The organism is Pseudogemmobacter bohemicus, assembly GCF_003290025.1.
GTDB classification, from domain to species: Bacteria; Pseudomonadota; Alphaproteobacteria; order Rhodobacterales; family Rhodobacteraceae; genus Pseudogemmobacter; species Pseudogemmobacter bohemicus.
The window spans coordinates 1,620,822-1,639,152 of sequence record NZ_QNHG01000001.1 but is presented as its reverse complement, the minus strand read 5'-3'; the positions used below and the strand labels follow the sequence as shown (position 1 = coordinate 1,639,152).

19 protein-coding genes and 2 pseudogenes are annotated in these 18,331 nt (G+C 59.8%); 8 read left to right on the top strand and 13 right to left on the bottom strand.

The features are described from left to right. Positions 1–22: 22 nt before the first annotated feature. From DRF71_RS07880 to DRF71_RS07860, 5 genes are all read right to left on the bottom strand, one after another. The gene (locus DRF71_RS07880) at positions 23–1,702 is read right to left on the bottom strand and encodes an ABC transporter ATP-binding protein (protein WP_112309849.1); all 1,680 of its coding nucleotides are present in this window, start codon (positions 1,700–1,702) and stop codon (positions 23–25) included. Then, complete coding sequence (locus tag DRF71_RS07875) at positions 1,702–2,544, bottom strand: ABC transporter permease (protein WP_112309848.1); 843 nt, start codon at positions 2,542–2,544, stop codon at positions 1,702–1,704. Before DRF71_RS07875 ends, DRF71_RS07880 begins: the two co-directional genes overlap by 1 nt. Next, positions 2,544–3,497 carry an ABC transporter permease gene (locus tag DRF71_RS07870; RefSeq protein ID WP_112309847.1) on the bottom strand — a complete coding sequence of 318 codons (954 nt, stop codon included), beginning with the start codon at positions 3,495–3,497 and terminating at the stop codon, positions 2,544–2,546. The genes DRF71_RS07875 and DRF71_RS07870 overlap by 1 nt, the downstream gene beginning before the upstream one ends. A 70-nt stretch (positions 3,498–3,567) precedes the next feature. After that, positions 3,568–5,178 (bottom strand): ABC transporter substrate-binding protein, encoded by a 1,611-nt coding sequence (locus DRF71_RS07865; protein WP_112309846.1) that lies wholly within the window; start codon positions 5,176–5,178, stop codon positions 3,568–3,570. A gap of 68 nt (positions 5,179–5,246) precedes the next feature. Continuing rightward, complete coding sequence (locus DRF71_RS07860) at positions 5,247–5,954, bottom strand: HAD-IA family hydrolase (RefSeq protein ID WP_112309845.1); 708 nt, start codon at positions 5,952–5,954, stop codon at positions 5,247–5,249. 939 nt (positions 5,955–6,893) lie between these two features. Here DRF71_RS07860 and DRF71_RS07855 point away from each other — a divergent pair. From DRF71_RS07855 to DRF71_RS07840, 3 genes are all read left to right on the top strand, one after another. Further along, complete coding sequence (locus tag DRF71_RS07855) at positions 6,894–7,379, top strand: hypothetical protein (protein WP_112309844.1); 486 nt, start codon at positions 6,894–6,896, stop codon at positions 7,377–7,379. A gap of 666 nt (positions 7,380–8,045) precedes the next feature. After that, entirely contained in the window at positions 8,046–8,507 is a 462-nt protein-coding gene (locus DRF71_RS07845; protein ID WP_112309842.1) for a hypothetical protein, read from the top strand. Between the two features lie 349 nt (positions 8,508–8,856). Then, entirely contained in the window at positions 8,857–9,612 is a 756-nt protein-coding gene (locus tag DRF71_RS07840; protein WP_232831353.1) for a hypothetical protein, read from the top strand. 118 nt (positions 9,613–9,730) lie between these two features. Here DRF71_RS07840 and DRF71_RS28485 read toward each other — a convergent pair. From DRF71_RS28485 to repA, 5 genes and pseudogenes are all read right to left on the bottom strand, one after another. Further along, positions 9,731–9,996, bottom strand: a pseudogene (locus tag DRF71_RS28485) (DUF932 domain-containing protein); the annotation flags it as partial. Next, positions 9,987–10,145, bottom strand: coding sequence for a hypothetical protein (locus DRF71_RS27340; protein WP_157970983.1), 159 nt, complete (start codon positions 10,143–10,145; stop codon positions 9,987–9,989). The pseudogene DRF71_RS28485 and the gene DRF71_RS27340, both read right to left, overlap by 10 nt. A 146-nt stretch (positions 10,146–10,291) precedes the next feature. Then, complete coding sequence (gene repC / locus DRF71_RS07830) at positions 10,292–11,464, bottom strand: plasmid replication protein RepC (protein ID WP_112309840.1); 1,173 nt, start codon at positions 11,462–11,464, stop codon at positions 10,292–10,294. 248 nt (positions 11,465–11,712) lie between these two features. Then, entirely contained in the window at positions 11,713–12,645 is a 933-nt protein-coding gene (gene repB / locus DRF71_RS07825) for a plasmid partitioning protein RepB (protein ID WP_112309839.1), read from the bottom strand. Further along, entirely contained in the window at positions 12,629–13,822 is a 1,194-nt protein-coding gene (gene repA, locus DRF71_RS07820; protein WP_112309838.1) for a plasmid partitioning protein RepA, read from the bottom strand. The genes repB and repA overlap by 17 nt, the downstream gene beginning before the upstream one ends. Before the next feature lie 411 nt (positions 13,823–14,233). On the opposite strand from repA, the gene DRF71_RS07815 reads away from it, so the two are divergent. Together DRF71_RS07815 and DRF71_RS07810 are read left to right on the top strand one after the other, a co-directional pair. Then, positions 14,234–14,545, top strand: a complete 312-nt coding sequence (locus tag DRF71_RS07815) for a helix-turn-helix domain-containing protein (RefSeq protein WP_112309837.1) — start codon at positions 14,234–14,236, stop codon at positions 14,543–14,545. Then, positions 14,542–15,777, top strand: a complete 1,236-nt coding sequence (locus tag DRF71_RS07810; protein WP_198672092.1) for a type II toxin-antitoxin system HipA family toxin — start codon at positions 14,542–14,544, stop codon at positions 15,775–15,777. The genes DRF71_RS07815 and DRF71_RS07810 overlap by 4 nt, the downstream gene beginning before the upstream one ends. Positions 15,778–15,871: 94 nt before the next feature. On the opposite strand, the pseudogene DRF71_RS27945 reads toward DRF71_RS07810, so the two are convergent. The 3 genes and pseudogenes from DRF71_RS27945 to DRF71_RS07795 all read right to left on the bottom strand — a co-directional run bounded on the left by DRF71_RS27945 (position 15,872) and on the right by DRF71_RS07795 (position 17,487). Next, positions 15,872–16,489, bottom strand: a pseudogene (locus DRF71_RS27945) (hypothetical protein). A gap of 90 nt (positions 16,490–16,579) precedes the next feature. Beyond that, the gene (locus DRF71_RS27940; protein WP_198672091.1) at positions 16,580–17,083 is read right to left on the bottom strand and encodes a hypothetical protein; all 504 of its coding nucleotides are present in this window, start codon (positions 17,081–17,083) and stop codon (positions 16,580–16,582) included. A 23-nt stretch (positions 17,084–17,106) separates the two neighbouring features. After that, entirely contained in the window at positions 17,107–17,487 is a 381-nt protein-coding gene (locus DRF71_RS07795; RefSeq protein ID WP_112309836.1) for a TFIIB-type zinc ribbon-containing protein, read from the bottom strand. Between the two features lie 135 nt (positions 17,488–17,622). On the opposite strand from DRF71_RS07795, the gene DRF71_RS27335 reads away from it, so the two are divergent. The 3 genes from DRF71_RS27335 to DRF71_RS07790 are packed head-to-tail and all read left to right on the top strand — an operon-like array spanning position 17,623 to position 18,328. Further along, complete coding sequence (locus DRF71_RS27335; RefSeq protein WP_157970982.1) at positions 17,623–17,790, top strand: hypothetical protein; 168 nt, start codon at positions 17,623–17,625, stop codon at positions 17,788–17,790. Between the two features lie 12 nt (positions 17,791–17,802). Next, positions 17,803–18,021, top strand: coding sequence for a hypothetical protein (locus tag DRF71_RS27330; RefSeq protein WP_157970981.1), 219 nt, complete (start codon positions 17,803–17,805; stop codon positions 18,019–18,021). Positions 18,022–18,079: 58 nt separating this feature from the next. Continuing rightward, positions 18,080–18,328, top strand: a complete 249-nt coding sequence (locus DRF71_RS07790) for a hypothetical protein (protein WP_112309835.1) — start codon at positions 18,080–18,082, stop codon at positions 18,326–18,328. The last annotated feature ends 3 nt before the right edge of the window (positions 18,329–18,331 follow it).

The window sequence follows — 18,331 nt, the reverse complement described above, 5'->3', positions numbered from 1 at the left end:
TCACTGTGGGGCTTTTTCCATTTCAGACCTGTGCCAGAAGGGAGCTGCGCCCTGCCCTCTCGAACGCCGGATCATCCGCCAGACTGTCCAGCCAGGCCGGGTCCAGTTTCGGGACCGAGGCCAGCAGAAGCCGCGTATAGGGATGCTCGGCCCGCGCCATGATGTCGGCGGCGGGCAGCGTCTCGACATTGACGCCGCCATTCATCACGATCACATCGTCACAGATCGCCTGCACCGTCGCCAGATCATGGCTGATGAACACGTAAGACAGCTGCAATTCGCGCTGGAGCTCTTTGAGCAGCTCAATCACCGCCGCCACCACCACCGCATCCAGCGCCGAGGTGATCTCATCGCAGAGGATCACCTCGGGGTTGGCGGCCAGGCCGCGTGCCAGGTTGACCCGTTGTTTCTGGCCGCCCGACAGCTCGGATGGCAGCCGGTGACGCATGGTTTTCGGCAGATGCACCATGTCGAGCAACTCCGCCACCCGGGCATCACGCGTAGCCCCTTTCATCCCGTGATAAAAGGTCAGCGGGCGGCCGAGGATCTCGCCAATCGGGGTCGAGGGGTTCAGCGCGGTATCCGCGAGCTGGAACACGATCTGCAAGCGGCGCAGCTCCTCTTTGCTGCGCTTTTTCAGATCGCCCGCCATCTCTTTGCCATTCAGCAGGATCTGCCCTTTGGCAGGCGGCACAAGGCCCGCGATCACCCGCGCCAGCGTGGATTTCCCGCAGCCGGATTCGCCGATCACGCCAAGGTTGCGGCCCTTTTCCAGCTTGCAGCTGACATCCTTCAAGACCTGCTTCAGCGGCAGCCCATCCGCATCAATCGGGCCGTAACCTGCGAATATCCCACGCACTTCCAGAGCAGGCGGGATCGGCGTCGCGCTCTCCGCCAGGGCCACAGCCGCATGGGTGACCGGATGGAAGGCTGCCAGCAGATCGCGGGTATAGGGGTGCTGGGCATTGTCGAGAATAGCGGCGGTCGTACCTTCCTCCTGCACCTCGCCGCCGCGCAGAACGACGATCCGGTCGGCAATCTGCGCCACCACGGCCAGGTCATGCGAGACATAAACCCCGCCCATGCCGCCCGCCTTCATCACCGATTTAAAGGCGCGCAGCACCTCGATCTGGGTGGTCACATCCAGCGCGGTGGTCGGCTCGTCAAAGATCACCAGCTTCGGCCCGCCAATCAGCGCCATCGCAGCGGAAAGGCGCTGCAACTGCCCGCCGGAGACCTGGTGCGGATACCGCTCGCCAATCGTGTCGGGATCGGGAAGGGCAAGGGCGCGAAACAGCTCCACCGCTTTGACCCGCGCTTCTGCCAAAGGCATCAGATTGTGGATCTTGGCCACCTCGATCACCTGGTCGATCAGCCTGATCGCCGGGTTGAAGGCGGCGGCCGCGCTTTGTGGAATATAGGCCACATCGGTGCCGCGCAGCTTCGCGCGTTCGCTTTCGCGCAAGGCTGTCATATTGCGCCCCGCCACCGTGACCGAGCCGCCCGCGAAATAGCAGCCGGGCCGCGCATGGCCCATCAGCGACAGCGCAATCGTCGTCTTGCCGGAACCGGATTCCCCGATCAGCGCCACGATCTCACCCTGGGCCACATCAAGGCTGACGCCCTTGATGATCTCCACCTCACGCCCGGAATCGGTGCGCGCACCGATCCGAAGATCCCTGATTTCAACGAGGTTTGACATCATTCACTCCTGTCGCGGATCTTGACGGGCAGGTTGTCGATCAACAGGTTGACGCTGATCGTCAGGGTGGCAATCGCGATGGAGGGCATGATCACCGCCGGCGCTCCGAACGAAAGCGCCCCGATATTTTCGCGCACCAGCGAGCCCCAGTCGGAATTCGGCGGCTGCACGCCGAGGCCAAGGAAGGAAAGGCCCGAGAGCAGCAGCACAATGAAGACAAAACGCAGCCCCATATCGGCCAGCACCGGCCCGGTGATGTTGGGCAGGATCTCATGGCGGATCAGGTAGAGCGTGCGCTCGCCCCGCGCCCGCGCCACGGTGACATATTCCATCGTATTGATATTGACCGAAAGCGCACGGGCGAAACGGTAGGCGCCGGGCGTATAGATCACCGCCAGCACCCCGATCAGCACCGGGATCGACGAGCCGATCCCCGCCACCACCACCAGCCCGAACAGTTTCGACGGGATCGAGGTCAGCGCATCGAGGAAGCGGCTGAGGATGGTGTCGAACCAGCCGCCGATCACCGCCGCCGTCATCCCCAGCACCACGCCGGTGAAACAGGCGATCAGCACCGCCGCCAGCGAAATGCCGACCGTGTAACGGGTGCCGATGATGATCCGCGACAGAATATCGCGACCAAGATAATCGCTCCCCAGCCAGAATTGCGAGGAAATCGGTCCGAAATAATCGAAATCGACCACTTCGCCGGGTCCGTAAGGCGTAAGCCAGGCCGCAAAGATCGCGATCAGCGCCCAGGCCAGCACGACGAACGCCGAGACGATGCCCACGAGGTTGAAACGATAGCCGAGGCGGCGCGGGGTGGGGAAGGAAATGGCCATTATTTGCGCAGCCTCGGGTTGGAGAGAATGGCGATGATATCGGCCAGCGTGATCAGTATCAGATAGCCGAGGCAGAAGATCATGGCGCAGGTCTGGATCAGCGGCAGGTCGCGGGTGGCGACCGCATCGACCATCAGCTTCGCGATGCCGGGATAGTTGAACACCGTCTCGACAATGATCACGCCGCCCAGCAGGTAAGACAGCGACAGCGCCACCGCATTGACGATGGGGCCGACCGCATTCGGCAGCGCATGGCGCAAGACCATCCTGGGGCGCGACGCGCCTTTCAGCAGCGCCATCTCAACATAGGGCGCGCCCAGCGTGCTGATCACCGCCGCCCGCGTCATGCGGATCATCTGGGCCGAGATCACGAAGCTCAGCGTGATCACCGGCATGGCATAGGCGCGCAAAAGCTCCCAGAAGCTTTTGACATCATTGGCGAAGGACAAAGCGGGCAGCCATTGCAACCAGACCGCAAAGACCAGCACGGCCAGTGTTGCGATCATAAATTCCGGGACCGAGATCACCCCGATCACCATGAAATTCACCGCCCGGTCATAGATGGACCCCTGATACATCGCCGTGGTGATGCCCAGAAAAAGCGCCACCGGCACGGAAAACAGCGCGGTCACCGCTGCCAGTTGCAGCGTATTCGCCAGCCGCCCGCCGATCAGATCCGCCACCTGCATGTTATTGGCGTAGGACTTGCCAAGATCACCCTGCAAAAGCCCCCCCATCCAGCGCAGGAAACGCAGGAAAGCGGGATCGTTCAGCCCCATCGCCTCGCGCAACCCCGCCACGGCCTCGGGTGTTGCCGCCTGGCCCAGCAGGATCTGCGCGATGTCGCCGGGCAACATCTCGGTCGCGGCGAATACGATGAAGCTGACGATGATCAGCGTGATGACGGCGATCCCGAGACGCGCAAGGATCAGCGACCTGATCTGAGAATTCATGGGTGACCTTTCGCGAATGGAAAACGTCTCCCGCAGGCAAAGCCCCCGGGAGACGCCAGGTTACAAGCGATCAGTCGGCCAGCCAGACATACTCTGCCATGGCAAAGCCCATCTGGTTGCCCAGCGGGTTCGGACGCAGCCCTTTCAGGCGCGGCGACACCCCGTCAATGATCGACATCCAGAGCGGGATCGCGGTTCCCGCCTCATTCGAGACCATGACCTGCATCTCGTCATAGATCTCTTTGCGGCGGGCAAAGTCCAGCTCGCCACGGGCATCGACCAGCATCGCATCGAACTTCTCGCTGCGGAACTGGCTTTCATTCCACGGCGCATCCGATGCGTAAAGCAGCGAGAACAGCGTGTCCGGCGTCGGGCGCGGGTTGATATGGCCGACATGGAACGGCGCTTTCAGCCAGTAATTCGACCAGTAGCCATCGGCGGGCACGCGTTGCAGCTCGAAATTCATGCCGATCTCGGTGCCGGCCTGCTGGAAGAGCATGCACAGCTCCACCGCCGAAGGCGCGGCTTCAGAGGTGACCAGCGGCACCGGCTTGCCCAGAAGGCCTGCCTTTTCAAACAGCGATTTTGCACGCTCGGGGTCGTATTCGCGCGCTTTCAGCTCGGCGTTGTGGAAGGGGCTGGCGGGTGAGACCGGCTGGTCATTCGCGATGGTCGCCATGCCGCGCATCGCCGATTTCGCCATCAGGTCACGGTTCATCAGGTATTTGACGCCCTCGATGAAACCGGCCTTCTCGCCCGGGTCCATATCAAGGCGGATGTTGAGATTGGTGTAATTGCCCGCATCATTGCGCTGCGCGACAAAGCCCGGCTGGCTTTCAATCAGCCGCACCGATTGCGGTTTTACTGCACCCGCCAGTTGCACATCACCGGACAGAAGCGCATTCACCCGCGCCGTCTCATCCGCGATGCCGAAATATTCAAAGCTGTCGAGATGGGCCTTCTGCGCTTTGAAATAGTTCTCATTGCGCCGCCCGATCGAGCGCACGCCCGGCTCGAACACTTCCGACACAAACGCGCCGGTGCCGTTGGCGGTGGTGAAATCGGTGGTGCCGTTGGCGACCATCATAAAGTGATGCATCGACAACAGGATCGGCAGGTCGGCATTCGGTTCGGCCAGGGTGATCTGCACAGTCGTCGGGTCGATGGCTTTGACCTCGGCGATCTGTCCGGCCATCGCGGCGGCTTTCGAGCCGACCTCGGGATCCTTGTGGCGGTTCAGCGAATAGACCACATCCTCGGCATCAAACGTCTTGCCGTTATGGAAGGTGACGCCGGATTTCAGCTTCACCGTCCAGGTCTTCGCATCCGAGGATTCGATACTCTCGGCCAGCTCCATCTCTATGGAACCGTCTTCGACCATGAAGCTGAGGCGGTTATAATAGGCGCAGCAGCGGGTGTAATCGGTCGAGAGCGAGGCTTTCGCCGGGTCCAGCGTATCAGCAGTCGAGGCCGACCAGCCCGCCGCCTTGAAATGCCCCCCCGTGACCGGAGTATCGGCCAGCGCCGCCGTCGCGCGGCCCAGCACCAGCGAGCCGGCGGCCAGCGACATGCCGCCCGCCATGAACATACGCAGAAGATCGCGGCGGGTAGCGCCGCGGCGGATCATGGATTCGACCATCGCGTCATCGCGGCCGGTCCAGTTGGATGTCTTTTCCGTCATCGCAGTCTCCCTGTTGTAAATGTGACCGGCCCGTTTTCCGGGCCGGATTGTTGTTCCCGCGCGGGGGCTCAGCCCACGGCTGCCGCCGCCAGCTCCGCCATCGAGGTGAAGTGGTAGTCGGGTTTCGTGAATTCCTTCGGCTCGATGGTGCCGCCATAGCCCTTCTGGGCGTGGCGGCGCTGGATCCAGCAATTGGTCATGCCCAGATCGCGCGAGACGCCGATATCGTGATACTGGCTCTGTGCCACATGCAGGATGTCGTCCTTCGTGGCGCCCTCAGTGGCAACGAACTCGAACACCTTGTGGAAGAAAGCCGGATCGGGTTTTTCGGTGCCGGCATCATCCACCGTGAACGCCGCGTGGAAGGGATGGCCAAGCGCCGCGCTGAAATGCTCGAACGCCCAGCGTTGCGCATTGGTCATCGCGATCAGGCGGTATTTCGTTTTCAGCTTTGCCATGGCCGCCGCCGCATCCGGGAAGGCCTTCCAGCCCGGCACGGAATCGCGCAGCCGCTGACCCAGCTCTTCGGTCGCCGGCAGGTCGAGATCAGGCGCGATCACCTTGTAGACCCGTATAAGGTCATCCGGGAAATGGCCGACATCGGGCATGTAACGGGCGCTGCGATAAAGGTCGAGAGCGCGGGCCGCATTGACCTCAACACCATGGTCACGACCGATATCCGTCAGGCTGCCCACCAGCCCCCCTTCGAAATCAATCAATGTGCCCACGACATCAAAGGACATGTAGCGAAAATCGTTCAGCGGTTTGAGAGCCATCTCACCTTCCCGTTGCTGTATCAGCGTTCAACCCTGCATCCGACACGTTTCGGAAACGGGACCAGCCAGTATGTCTGACCGGATCCCTTTCAGAGTGATCCGAATTGTGCCGAATTCGCTTTAGTTTGCGGGGAAAGTACCACTCAAAATCGTCGAATTACGGGCTGGCGCAGCATATTCTTCTGTGCCGGGCAGCACTGCCGCAGAAGGCTGTGCTGCCCGGATGACTGTGGACGAACCCGGAAGATGGCGCCAGCCACGGCAGTATCAGCGGCCACCCATACCTCGATTGCCGTTTCCAGATGCTTTGTCGCCTCAGTCAGCTGGTACTCCGGCTGGTCCGGCGCGGCCGCATCGCAGGTAGCCAGCCCGGTGGTGCGGGCGGTAGTTGATCTCGAAGCCGCTCTACTGAACCGCACCGTCGTTCGTCCACCCGCAGCTACTCCGGAATCTTACACATGAGATACGCAAATCCGACAATCTGATAGATGATGCTCGACGGCTCTGGAATATCATTCTCGAAGTTCTTCAAGGGAAGAATACCGGCGCTCACGATATGGGGTGGTATGACCTACGTGAGCGGGTCAAGCGGGAGGGTTCGACCCTCAACGTCCTGAGAGACTACGAGCAGGTCACTAGACCGAGGTTCAAAGTTGATGTTCCACTTGCACTGGGTCGAGCAAAGCCTCCGTTTGGTGCTTGGCCCGATACGTCGTCTAAGGATGTGGCAGGGGTCGAGGTGGTATTCCCCAGTCATCATGGCGATCCACTGACCATACCTGATACCATTGTTCCAGAAATTTGGCTCAGTGCCCAACAGAATGCGATCCTAGCTTCCCGCATGCTGACCGAGCGGAACACCAGGTGGTTCGAAACTCCGACCTCCTATCCGACCCGGGATGTTATGGCGATGATGATCTTCACCTAAACGAATCCGCTATGTTCTTTTCGTCCATGCTGGACCTACTTGGCCGATTGGCGTCACTGAACCCCTGCCTCATCAAGTCATACAGCGAGACATGGCCCACACCCGACCGGTTCTTCTTCGACAAACTCCGGCTGTTCATCTGGAATAACCCTCAGGTATTCACCGCATCAGAGGTCGCAAAGCATCTCCTCGAGATGCATTCGGGCTCCTTCTGGAACTTTGATCTCAGGCGTGAAATGTTGTTTTTGCTGCATGACCGCTGGAACGGCTTTAGTCCCGATGAACGTAAAAAAATCGTCAAACGTTTGTTGAGTGGGCCGGATAAAACTGAAAATGAATCGGATGAGGATTACAAATCCAACCGGCCAGAGATTGCAGCGCGTTACCTTAGTTGGCTGAGCAGCCAAGGTTGTGAGCTTCTACCCCACTACCAGGAAAAGCTTGAAGCTTTGAAGCTGTCGATATGCAACTGGATGGATGGGCTACCACTGTTGTAGCACTCCGAACATCCAAGGTTCGATGGGTTGGGACCGATGAGGACCCAACTTCACTTACTGGATTGCCCATTGGTGAGATCGTTCCAGCGGCGATCACACATTCAACACGAGAATGGGAAAGTTTCACGGAACGCCGTCCATTCCGGGGCTTGGTGAAAAGCCACCCTGGCCGTGCATTGGCCGCCTTGGCATATGCAGCAAAGCGAGATCAGTTTCCGACCAGTCTTTGGTCTGCACTGATCAGTCAATGGCCAGATGGAGCGAGGCTACGATTGACCAGGCTTTTCTGCCATCGGATTTCTCAGCTTCCATCGAACATTATGGTGGAGATGCACCATACACTTGGAAACTGGCTCCGTGACAAATACCCCGGACGTCATGGTCACGAACCGGATTTGGCCGATATGGTATTTGATCGATTTGTGGGCGGACTTGTTTCCAGTGGCGGCCATGACACCGAGAGCGGGATGGGAACCGTGACGGTCGGAGGGATCCCGGTTGAACGTTCGAGGAGGACGTTGGATCACGCAATCAATGGGCCGATTGGCCAGGCCACCGAGGGGCTTTGGTCTGTCTTGACTACGGGCAAGTTCGAGAAGGGCTGCCTTTACATCCGATGAGACCGATGGGATCACGTTTGCCCAGGCGAGGGATGCTCTGCGAAACATGGATGATGCTAGCCGTGAACATGTCATTCACTTCATCGGACGCGTTGGAAAGGAAAACGATGATGGCTGGAACCGGTTTGCCCTTCCGTTCATCCAGAATTTCTGGCCACAGGAAGTGAAGTTTCAGATCGAGTCTGCATCAAGGGCCTGGGTATCCATATTGGACGATGCGAGTTCGGCCTTCCCTAAGGCGCTCAGAGCAGTTCGACAGTTCTTGGTGCCGATACGGGGTGCTCACCATTGGCTGCTCGGCTTTACTAGGGAAATGGGTGGAGACGAGCCCCTGTCCCTGCGCTTCCCATCGGAGACCTTGGATATGCTGAACGGCATAATTGCTGATGAACCCAGAGATGCCCCCTACGATCTTTCACAGGTGCTGGATACCATCGTGGAAGCTGACCCATCGTTGGCGACAGATGCACGTTTCAGGAGGTTAGCCGACATCGTGGCACAGCGGTGAAGCAATTACGACACTGATCATCTTCGACGTGTCCTGCGGGAGCCAAATCGTGATGAAAGACATTTCAAGCCCGACTTTCAAATCACACCGAGATTATTACCATTTCCGGCGAGAGGCCGTGACCTCACGTCGATACATTAGGTCTCCAACGACCGCTGCATTCCTGCAAGCCGTCACAGCCACCTGTCATGTTCGAGAAAGAACTCTTAGGCTGGGCATCTACGTCACGCCGCCAGAACGGCCCAAAATAGAGGAAGCTGTGTGGTCGGATATAGATAGCCGCATCTTCCTGTCCGAATAGGTTCAATGGCGCGCAACCATATTCGATGCCGTGCAGTATGCGGGAATGTTGGCCGAAATTCCGGACCTTGTCGGGCCTATCGAAATGCAGGACGCCATCGGCGCGACAAAGGCCCAGCTGAGATCCCTGCGCGAGGATGCGGTTCTGGTGCCACGGATCTCACAACCAAAGATCAATTCACCGTGGAGAGTCGCGGATGGTCATGCGTTTCTGAGAGAACTCGGACTGCTGGCAATAACGATGCCTCCGGATGACGAGCATTGGGAAGACATTCAGGCTGCGAGCAAACGCCGACGCCTGCGCGTGGGTGACATCATAGAAGCTGCTCGAAGAGGCGACCTCAGTTTGGGCCGCGCTCCCGGAGTTTATGGCTACCGATCCTTCCTGGTTTTGATGGCAGAAGTTGACGGGCTACCAAGGCTGACGAGAGAGTTACCGCCAAGTATAGAGGGTGGTATCCCACTGAAGGAACGACCTGCCTCGGCCTTCGCCCGAGGCATCGGAATGAGGTCAAAAGGCTGGTTCCAGACGCTGTTTGAGGCAGGCCACGCCAGCGCAACATGGGTTCAGCACCCCAGAACGAATGTCCGGCTTCTCTATGTTTCTGAGGCAGATATCGCTGACTTTAACCGGCGCTTTCTGACACTTACGCAGATGCAGGCAGAATTCGGGATCCATCGCCACACTTGTGCGGCGAACCTTAAGGCCGCCGGGGTGCGCCCGTTCGCGCCAGACGGGCAGGATTTTGGCGCCCTGTTCGAACGGATGAAAGCCGAGCCAGTGCTGCGCAGTTTGCAGCCCTGATCGGAGGGTAGCACGTCTATGATCAACCACCTCACTGCAGGGACAGGACTGAAACCCGTTCGAAAAGCCGCAGATTGCCGCATGGGGAGGAAAAGCATCGGTGATGCGACGAGCGGTCTCAGCCCACGCGGTCGAGCAGTCTCTTCGCCCTGCCTTCGAGGTCGAGGCGCGTGTCCTGCTGGGTCTTCGTCCGTGCCAGACGTGTGATCCCCTGCACGAAGTCGAAGATGCTTTCATGCGGGGGCCCTCTTCGACCAGCACCGTGTCGATGATCCTGGCGGTATCCGTCTTCGAGAAGCCGCGCTTGCGCGGGAAGGTCTCGCGGTCCTCATCGTCCCGGGCCAGGATCTGCTGCCGCGCCGCCCTGATGCCGTTCACGAAGCCCAGAGTTCATCGAGCGAGAGATTGCGCTCGTCGTCAGGGCGGTTGCACCATTCCGAAGACACCCGCCCGTTGCGCTCTCCCCGACTGACATCCACCTTGTAACCGCTGCGCATCGGGCGCACGGGTTCCAGAATTTCCACAGTGTTCATGACAGTCACTCCGAGACGGACTTGTTCCGTTTCCGGCGTGATGGCACCGCTCGACAGTTTGCGTGATTTGCGAAATATGACCTTAACAGCTGTTAAGGTCGTGAGTGAGGCTGATTGTGGTTGCATTTGGGCGACTTTAACAGCTGTTAAGCACCCTTCCGTTCACGGCATAGAGCCATGATCATCGGGGCAGGGGTGAAGGTGTTCTTGGTGGCTTTGACACTCAAAGCGCGAAGGTATCCACTAGGGTTTCGGATCTTTGAGAACCGCTCCAACATTGCCATCAGAGTAACCGCGGCGATGTCTTTCCCCATTCGCGCTATGGCTTCCTGCCACGCTGGCATGCTAACGCCCATTGCGGGTCGCAAGTCTGAGGCTGCATTGAACAGTTCATTCCAGCTTTGCACTCTCTCAGGATAAAAGTCCTGGAAGCTTCGGCAAACGCTTGTGACAAGGCTCAACGGCAGGGAGAACCGCTTCTCAGCATCTTGTTTGTTTGTTTGTGGTTGGTCCGGTGGGCTTATCAATATGTCCGATTCAGATTCTTGAGAGTCTTTATTTGAATTAAGAAGGCGCTGCTCATTTTGAGCGTCGTCGGTGCCCGGAATGGGCGTTTGAGCAGGGCACAGCACCGCTTGCGCTTCGGCAATTATCGCTGTGAAGTTTGTGATAATATCATCCAATGCGTTTGCGAGAAGCTTGCGGCGCAAGCTTCTGCCTGTAAGCGCGAGAGCATCGCCGAGCTTGTCCCAAAGGCCATGGTCGGGGGCTTCGCTTCGGCCAAGGGTTTCAAGCGCGATCATGTCACGGCGCATGAGGCTGATGGTTTCACGCTTCTGCCTGAGCTGGCATTCGGCTTCCCGCGCTTCATCAGCGGCGCGGGCAATGATGTCTGCCTGCCGGTTTAATGGCGAGAGATCAAAGCCGAAAGCGGTCTCACCCTCACGGCCTTTGCGCATGTAACGCTTTCCGGTGGGGCTGTCCTTGCGCCTGATCAGTCCGGCATCAACCAGCCGCCTAAGGTGTCGCCGCATCGTCGAGCAGGGCATGCCATGCAGCCGGTCACAGATGGTTTTGTTCGAAGGGAAGACGATTGTCGGAGCGCCACTGATGTCATCCTCGGGGTGAAAGCTCAGCAGGGCCTGCAGAACGGTCAGATCCCGTTCGTTGACCCCAAAAGCTGCCTGGCCTTTGGACAGATCACGCAGCACTTTCCATTTGTTAACCGGATCGGGCAGGGGGGTGCCCTGGTCCGAAATCAGTTTCAGATGGCTATGCGAAATCTGCCGCATAAACGGCGAAAGAGGAATATAGGACATGTGCGACGATCACGAAGGCAAAAAATCCCCGTCCCGCGAATCGCTTTGCGCTTGCGGGTGAGGGGCCTGATCGCTACAGTCAGAGGTGTGAAAACTGGTTTTGTAGCGGGGCTGGCCCCCAATGCGAAACGTGGAAAAGGTCTCGAGAAGCTTGCCGGCTTCGCGGGGCCTTTTTTCTATATGCCTGTCTCGTGCCTCCTTTTCTTGTTAAGTTGCTCTGCCTCAGTCTTCCGATCCCGTTTGCGGGGTCAGTCTTCCGAGCGCCAACGCTCGTGAAGTTCTGCGATCAGCTCGGGGGCGCGGGCCTCCAGCCAGGCGACGAATGTCTTGTCCTCTGCGTCGAAGTCGAGCCGGAGCCGCCGGCCACGTTGGCCGGTTGTGATCCGCGCTGTGCCGACGCCCGCGATGGTCAACAAGCCGTCTGGAACGTACGGATTCATGCCAAAAGGCGCCGCGTTCAATCTCTTCGCCGCAGCGAGCGTGGCAGAAAACGCGGCATCAGAGCGGTCGTCCGGCGCGGTTGCATCCAGCGATCTCGCCCGCTCTGCCACCTCGATCAAAGCCGCAGGGTCAGCCTGAGAGTCCGCAAGGGACTTCTTCAGCTCTTCCCATCTCGGGCGACCAATGCCCGGAGCAGGCCCGATTGCGAGGATCAGACCCTCGCCGACAGTTCGCGCGACGCTTAACAGCTGCGAGACGCCGGCCTCGGTCAGCCCGAGAATTTCGGCCACCGCCCGGTTGGTCCGCTCGCCGTCGGAAAAATGGTCGCCGTCGAGCAGGGCGGTGGCGACAAGTGCCCGCTCGATGAAACTCAGGTCACGGCGATCCTGGTTCTCGATCAGCTGGTCTTGCAGGGCATGGCGGTCATCCGTCTCGGTCACGATGGCCCGAACCCTGATGCCGAGGATGCGGCAGGCCTCGAGCCGGCGTCGACCGTAGATCAGCCCGTAGCGCCCGTCACTGATCGGCCGGACCAGGATCGGAACGCGTTGCCCACTGGCTCGGATTGACTCGGCCAGACCGCTTGCCTCCAGCGCCAGCCGGTCTGGCAGTCGCCCGGCGGTATCAATGAGGTCAGTCTCGATGTCTTGCACACCGCCACGCAGGCGGCGCCCTTCCAGGGCATCGGGCGCATTGCGCAGTGTCTGCAGCGGCAGGCCGAGCTTAGGCTTTCTTGACATGACGCCCCCAGGTTTCCTGCACGATGACGGCGATTTCATCGTTCACGGCATTCATCGACTCGATGGCCCGGTCGAATGTTTGCCGGGTGAATTCCTTGCGGTCGGCCTCATAGAGAGTTTGCTTCGTCAGGCCTGCGTCTGAAATTGCTGTCGATTCAACCATATGATTGGTCAGCACTGATCTGCCGAAAAGCCCGCGGATGAAAGCGATCACCTCGGTCTGGGGCGCATCGCCAACCTTGTAGCGCGTCGGCAGGAAGCGCAGCCAATCGAACCGCAGGTTCGCGCCGGCATCCCGGATCACGCCAAGCAGATCCGCCGTCATCCGCAGAAACTGCGACATCGACATCAGATCAAGCATCTGCGGGTGAACGGTTACCAGCACCCCGGAGGAAGCCGAGAGGGCGGACATGGTCAGAAAGCCGAGCTGCGGCGGGCAGTCGATGACCACGACATCATAGTCGGCCTCAACCGCGTCGAGGGCATCGCGAACGCGGGCAAAGAAGGCCCTTGCGCCGCCACGCTGGATCGCAGCGGGGGTTTCATGCTCGAACTCCATCAGTTCGAGATTGCCGGGGATCAGATCGAGGCCCTTGATATAGGTCTTACGGATCACATCGGTGATCGGAACCGGGTCATCATAGCGCACCGCATCGTAAAGCGTGCCGCCGTCAATCAGGTCGATTTCTGGCTGAATGCCGTGCAGGGCCGAGAATGAGGCCTGGGGATCGAGGTCGATCGCAAGCACCCGGTAGCCTTTAAGCGCGAGGCGCTGCGCGAGATGGGCCGAAGTGGTGGTTTTGCCGGATCCGCCTTTGAAATTCACCACGGAGATCACCTGAAGCTCGTCGCCGTCGCGGCGGCCGGGCAGGTATGTTCCAGGTTTTCTGGCTCCGGCATCGAGACTCTTGCGGACTTCCCAGATATCCTCGAGCGAGTAGCGCCTATGGCTGCCGGCCGTCAGTTCAACATCCGGGATTTTGCCGTCGCGATGCAGCTTGCGCAGGTAGGTATGATCGACCCCGAGAAGCTCGGCGGCCTCGCCACTGCTCAGGTGGCGCATGGTCTTCTTCGCGTCTGGCGGGAAATGTGCTGCGCGTTGCGCATGAAGGTTTGACGCGAGAAGTTCCGCGTAGTGGCCGATGGCGACGTCGAGGTCTTTTTCCGTCTCGCTCATTATCACTGCCCAATCGTGGTCACGATTTTTTATGCATCGCGCGTTATTTTTCGAGACTATTGCCCCGACAAACAGATTCGATCAAGCAGTTTCTAGATCTTGGGGAAGTTCGGGGCAAAAACACCATGGAGGCGATGTTGCATAGTATGCTTGACGCCCTGCGCTGGAAAACCCGTTTAGCCCGTTTGATCTATGATGTTATTCGGCTGGCAGCCACGGAAGGAACCTGAACTGCGAGCGCGGCGCAGGTTCCTTCCAGGCGATTGAATGTTTGCAAGTAAAACTGATCAAATATGATATTTTAAGCGCAAAATTTGCGCCTGGAAGATCATATTTGATTTATAAATACGCCATCTCTATAATCCTGTCAAATGGGCGCTTCGCAGTCGCGTTCAGCGAGAGGAGGCAAGGATGAGCTATCTGACACATCTTAAAACCGCTGCTGAGATGCAGGCCGATGTGGCAGCCGCTGCGCGAGTGCGCCGGATTGCGCTGAACATAACCCAGGAAGATCTCAGCGCGAGGTCGGGTGTGGCCATTGCTACCCTGCGCCGGTTCGAGGCTGGCGGGCCTGCCACACTCGCGACAGTTTTGGCCGTGGCGGAATCGCTGGGTGCCTTGGTTGCGTTCTCGGACCTGTTTCCGCTGCCAACGGCAAACTCACTTGATGAGCTTGCCGTTCGGCAGGTCCGCAAGCGCGTTTCCAGGGTGAAAGCTGAATGATGCGACTGAACGTGCAGCTAGATTTTGGGGCGGGCGCCGATCCGGTGCCGCTTGGTCAGCTTGGCCGAGATGGGGCCAGCCGCACGGCTGTTTTCGAATGGAATAAGGATTTCGCGGCCCGTCCGCTGAACTTAAGCCCCTTGCGCGGTCTGAGCTATGACCGTCTGCTGCCCGCCAACAAGGCCCGCGGTGCCACGCTGCCGGGGCTATTTGAAGATAGTCTCCCCGATGGCTGGGGACGGCTGCTGCTCGACCGCGAGATGGAGGCGCGCGGCATCAGCCGGGCCGAGATCGGCGATCTGGAACGTCTGGCATATGTGGGCCGTCACGGGGCAGGTGCCTTGACTTATCAGCCTGATACGGGTCGCGAGCCGATCGGCGCGATTGATTTGGCCTGGTTCGAGGAAATCATTCCGCAGGTGGGGGCAGGGGCGTCAGCGGAAGATCTGTCGCGTCTGCGGGTCATCTCTGGCGGCAGTCAGGGCGCACGCCCCAAATTTGTGGCGCAATTATATCAGGACATGCATAGCCTCCGCGATCACCGTGCAGAGCGTAGCGCGGGCTGGCGGCATGTGTTGATCAAGGGGCGGGCGTCTTCAGATCCGCATGGCGTTGTCGAGGCCGAGGTTGCTTACGGCCAGCTTATGCAAGGCGCCGGGATCGCGACCAGCCCGATGTTCGCACTTACGGGTGCGACCGAGGCTTTTTTCGCGACCGTGCGGTTTGACAGGCCGGGGCAGGGGCGGCTGCATATGGCAACAGTGGCCGGGATGCTTGATATCGGCATGGTGCATGGCGCGGTTGATTATGTGGACCTGATCAAGATCGCCCGCGCCATTGGTGGCGGCATGACCGAGGTAGAAGAGGTCTTCCGCCGCATGGTCTTCAATATCCGCGCGTTCAACCGCGACGACCATGTGCGCAACCATGCCTATTTGATGGATGCTGCGGGTTGCTGGTCGCTTGCCCCCGCCTATGATGTCTCGTTCTCGGATGGGCCGGGGGGCGAGCATTCGCTGGCGGTCGCGGGCGAGGGGCGCAGACCGGGAATCAAAGCGATCTCCGAGGTCGCGCGGATTGCCGGGATCAAACTCACCCGCCGCAACGCGATCATTGAGGCGGTGGATGGGGCCTTGGATCAATGGGACGAAGTCGCGCGCGGTTGCGGTGTGCCAGATCGCCTGCGCGTTCAGATCGGGCGGGAAATCCAGACGGCACGGGGTTGGGCCTAACAGCTAGATCACTGTTCCTTGACCAGCGAGGCAAATCGGCGTCCGATAATGCCCTGCTTTCATTCTTGGCTTATGTTGACACATGGCGAAACTATCATCTGATGCTGTCGGCGGTCTTGTCGTATCGGCTGCCATGGGATGACGGTTCCTGAGCCTGTTGAAGCCGCGCTTGATTATGGTGCACAGGGTATGGATGTTTCTGTCGACAGTCTTGCGCAGCTTACGGTGCTTTTCGCATGGATGTCATCGACAGGGCGTGGCGGTGTCGTTGGAACCTGTCCTGGCGTGATCCTGGTTTTCATCGGGAGGCCAGCACTGTTGACGCGGAGGCGGATCACGGTCGGAAGCCGTATTCGGAGCCCCCCTTTTGCGCGCGACGCATGATGATGGCATGTATCACCCTCACGGGCCTCGCCTGAACCGACGGCGCTCGACCTGTTCGACGTCCACCATCTGAAGCTTTTCCGTCGCAAGCCCAGCCTGGTTCAGGGCATCAGGAATGCCTTCCTCTATGCCCGCGAGCGTCCAACTGCGGACCTGACGGCAGACCAATGGCGCCGTGCTGCACGCATCGGGGAGCGCAAGCCATGGCGCGCCCGTTCGGATGCCGGACGGCGCAGGAATGTGGCCCTTGAGGAAGGGGCCAGTCCTCGTCGGATATCAGGTTGCGTGGCAAGCTCGTTTCGCAGGCAGAGACGAGCTTGCCACGCATGGGGCGGCGACAAGGGCAGCCCTTTTGTCAACAGGACCCAAGAAGGGATGGGCCTGTCAAACCAGGGCATCAGACCTTTGGCCTGGTCCGTTAGCGGAATCGTGAGGCCAGGCGCCGGGCCAGTGGCAGCAGGAAGGGCAGGGCCAACAGGGCCACAATCCCCAACAGCCAGATCAACACGATGGCCGGTTTGACCAGAAGCTGCAGCAAGGCCATTGCCTGCGCCGCAAGGCCACCGGCATTGACCATATCCATCGCCGCCCCGGCCGGCTGCCCGCCGACGGCCACAGCCAGGCCTCGACCGCCTTCGGCAACCCCAAGGACCGCCGCGCCCAGCCAGGCCAGCAGCGGATCGGCGAGGGAATAGCCCACCCAGGCCAGCAGCGACCACACCACAATACCGACCATCATCACAACAAGTATGATACCGCTTGAGGCGCGGCGCCCTGCGGCGGGCGCGGTGTCATAGGGATCGGACCGATAGGGATCCCGGCCGTTGCCCATATTGTTATATCCATCGTCATAGGGGCGCGGGCTGGGGTAATCACGGCGCCCGCCGTGTGAGCCACCCTTGCGATAACCTTTATGTGACATCGTTGCCTCTCTTGTTTGCCAGGTCAGTCGAACAACCGGCGCAGGAATGAACCGTGGCCGCCGCGATGCCCGCCGTGATGCCCACCGTGGCTGCTGCCGTGGTGCCCGCCGTGGCGGTTGCCGGAGTAACCGGACCGATACTCCTGGTCTTCGTAATAGCTGTCACGCCGTGCGGGGCCGGGATCGCGAAGCGGCTCGGGCCTGGCCTGCGGTTGCACCGCCAGCTCGCCAAGGCTGCGCTCGATGATCTTGTCCAGCTCGCCCCGGTCCAGCCATACCCCGCGACAGTTGGGGCAATAGTCGATCTCGATGCCCAGGCGTTCGCTCATCACCAGGTTTACCCGGCAGGAAGGGCAAAGAAGCCCCTGGCCGGGCTGTTGCAATACGACGGTGCGTTCGTTCATGGCGAGACCTCTGTTGTGGTGGCGTTGTATGGCGAGGGCAGGGATGCCCGGACACTCTGAATGAAATATAAAACCTATAGCAGCTATAGGTTTAGGGCCACTGCGTTTCATCACAGAAATTTGAGAAGAGGGGCCATGGGAATTCTGGCAGAGGCCGGAGGCCAGTTGGCTCTGCTGCGAGCCGGCGTTTCCTGGGCCGGCTTCCACGCCTGGCTCCACCGCCCGACCCGCCGCCGCGTGATCCATGACGCCACGCCTGTCACGGCGATCGAGACAAGGTTCAGGGCCGGCGACCGGACCTGAGGCGTCGCTGTTATGCTTGACCCGATGGCGCAAAATGGCGCGATCTTGAGAACGGGGCGGCGACTGACGTTCTTTGACGGCTGGCCAAAGCTTGCAGCAGAATATCGACCGGCTCTTCGCGATCAGCCCATAGCTGCGTTTTATGTGGTGGCACGGCCAGAGGGTGAGATCTCTTCAATTTGTGAAGAGGACAAAGATTGCTCTACCAACGCCATATTGGGTCCGCCATGATGGTATCGTCAGCACGTTACGACTCCGCATTGGGCCGCACACCAGCGATGGAACTGTTATGACAGAATTGCGCCTGGATATAACCGTCCTGTTTTCGCAGATCGCCGCCGTGGCGCGGGCAGCGCCAGCACGGTGCGGGCGCAGGGGCTGCCTCAAGCAGGAGCGGCGCGTCCGCACCATTGCCAAAGATGTGCAGGCGATGTCCGGCGTGATCTGCGTCAGGGCGAATGCGACAGGCTTGCTGACGAATGAATTTGACCACAACGCACCCTGCGCGCTGTGGTTTGCCGAGGCGCTGCACATATAAGGC

Excerpts from the sequence above, each read along its gene's own strand:
- DRF71_RS07865 (WP_112309846.1), bottom strand. The coding sequence starts at position 5,178 with ATGACGGAAAAGACATCCAACTGGACCGGCCGCGATGACGCGATGGTC.
- DRF71_RS07795 (WP_112309836.1), bottom strand. The coding sequence starts at position 17,487 with ATGAACGAACGCACCGTCGTATTGCAACAGCCCGGCCAGGGGCTTCTT.
- repC (WP_112309840.1), bottom strand. The coding sequence starts at position 11,464 with ATGTCCTATATTCCTCTTTCGCCGTTTATGCGGCAGATTTCGCATAGC.
- DRF71_RS27340 (WP_157970983.1), bottom strand. The coding sequence starts at position 10,145 with ATGAACACTGTGGAAATTCTGGAACCCGTGCGCCCGATGCGCAGCGGT.
- repA (WP_112309838.1), bottom strand. The coding sequence starts at position 13,822 with ATGAGCGAGACGGAAAAAGACCTCGACGTCGCCATCGGCCACTACGCG.
- DRF71_RS27330 (WP_157970981.1), top strand. The coding sequence starts at position 17,803 with ATGCTTGACCCGATGGCGCAAAATGGCGCGATCTTGAGAACGGGGCGG.
- DRF71_RS07790 (WP_112309835.1), top strand. The coding sequence starts at position 18,080 with ATGACAGAATTGCGCCTGGATATAACCGTCCTGTTTTCGCAGATCGCC.
- DRF71_RS07855 (WP_112309844.1), top strand. The coding sequence starts at position 6,894 with ATGTTCTTTTCGTCCATGCTGGACCTACTTGGCCGATTGGCGTCACTG.
- DRF71_RS07875 (WP_112309848.1), bottom strand. The coding sequence starts at position 2,544 with ATGGCCATTTCCTTCCCCACCCCGCGCCGCCTCGGCTATCGTTTCAAC.
- DRF71_RS27940 (WP_198672091.1), bottom strand. The coding sequence starts at position 17,083 with ATGTCACATAAAGGTTATCGCAAGGGTGGCTCACACGGCGGGCGCCGT.
- DRF71_RS27335 (WP_157970982.1), top strand. The coding sequence starts at position 17,623 with ATGGGAATTCTGGCAGAGGCCGGAGGCCAGTTGGCTCTGCTGCGAGCC.
- DRF71_RS07810 (WP_198672092.1), top strand. The coding sequence starts at position 14,542 with ATGATGCGACTGAACGTGCAGCTAGATTTTGGGGCGGGCGCCGATCCG.
- DRF71_RS07815 (WP_112309837.1), top strand. The coding sequence starts at position 14,234 with ATGAGCTATCTGACACATCTTAAAACCGCTGCTGAGATGCAGGCCGAT.
- DRF71_RS07880 (WP_112309849.1), bottom strand. The coding sequence starts at position 1,702 with ATGTCAAACCTCGTTGAAATCAGGGATCTTCGGATCGGTGCGCGCACC.
- repB (WP_112309839.1), bottom strand. The coding sequence starts at position 12,645 with ATGTCAAGAAAGCCTAAGCTCGGCCTGCCGCTGCAGACACTGCGCAAT.
- DRF71_RS07870 (WP_112309847.1), bottom strand. The coding sequence starts at position 3,497 with ATGAATTCTCAGATCAGGTCGCTGATCCTTGCGCGTCTCGGGATCGCC.
- DRF71_RS07845 (WP_112309842.1), top strand. The coding sequence starts at position 8,046 with ATGGATGATGCTAGCCGTGAACATGTCATTCACTTCATCGGACGCGTT.
- DRF71_RS07860 (WP_112309845.1), bottom strand. The coding sequence starts at position 5,954 with ATGGCTCTCAAACCGCTGAACGATTTTCGCTACATGTCCTTTGATGTC.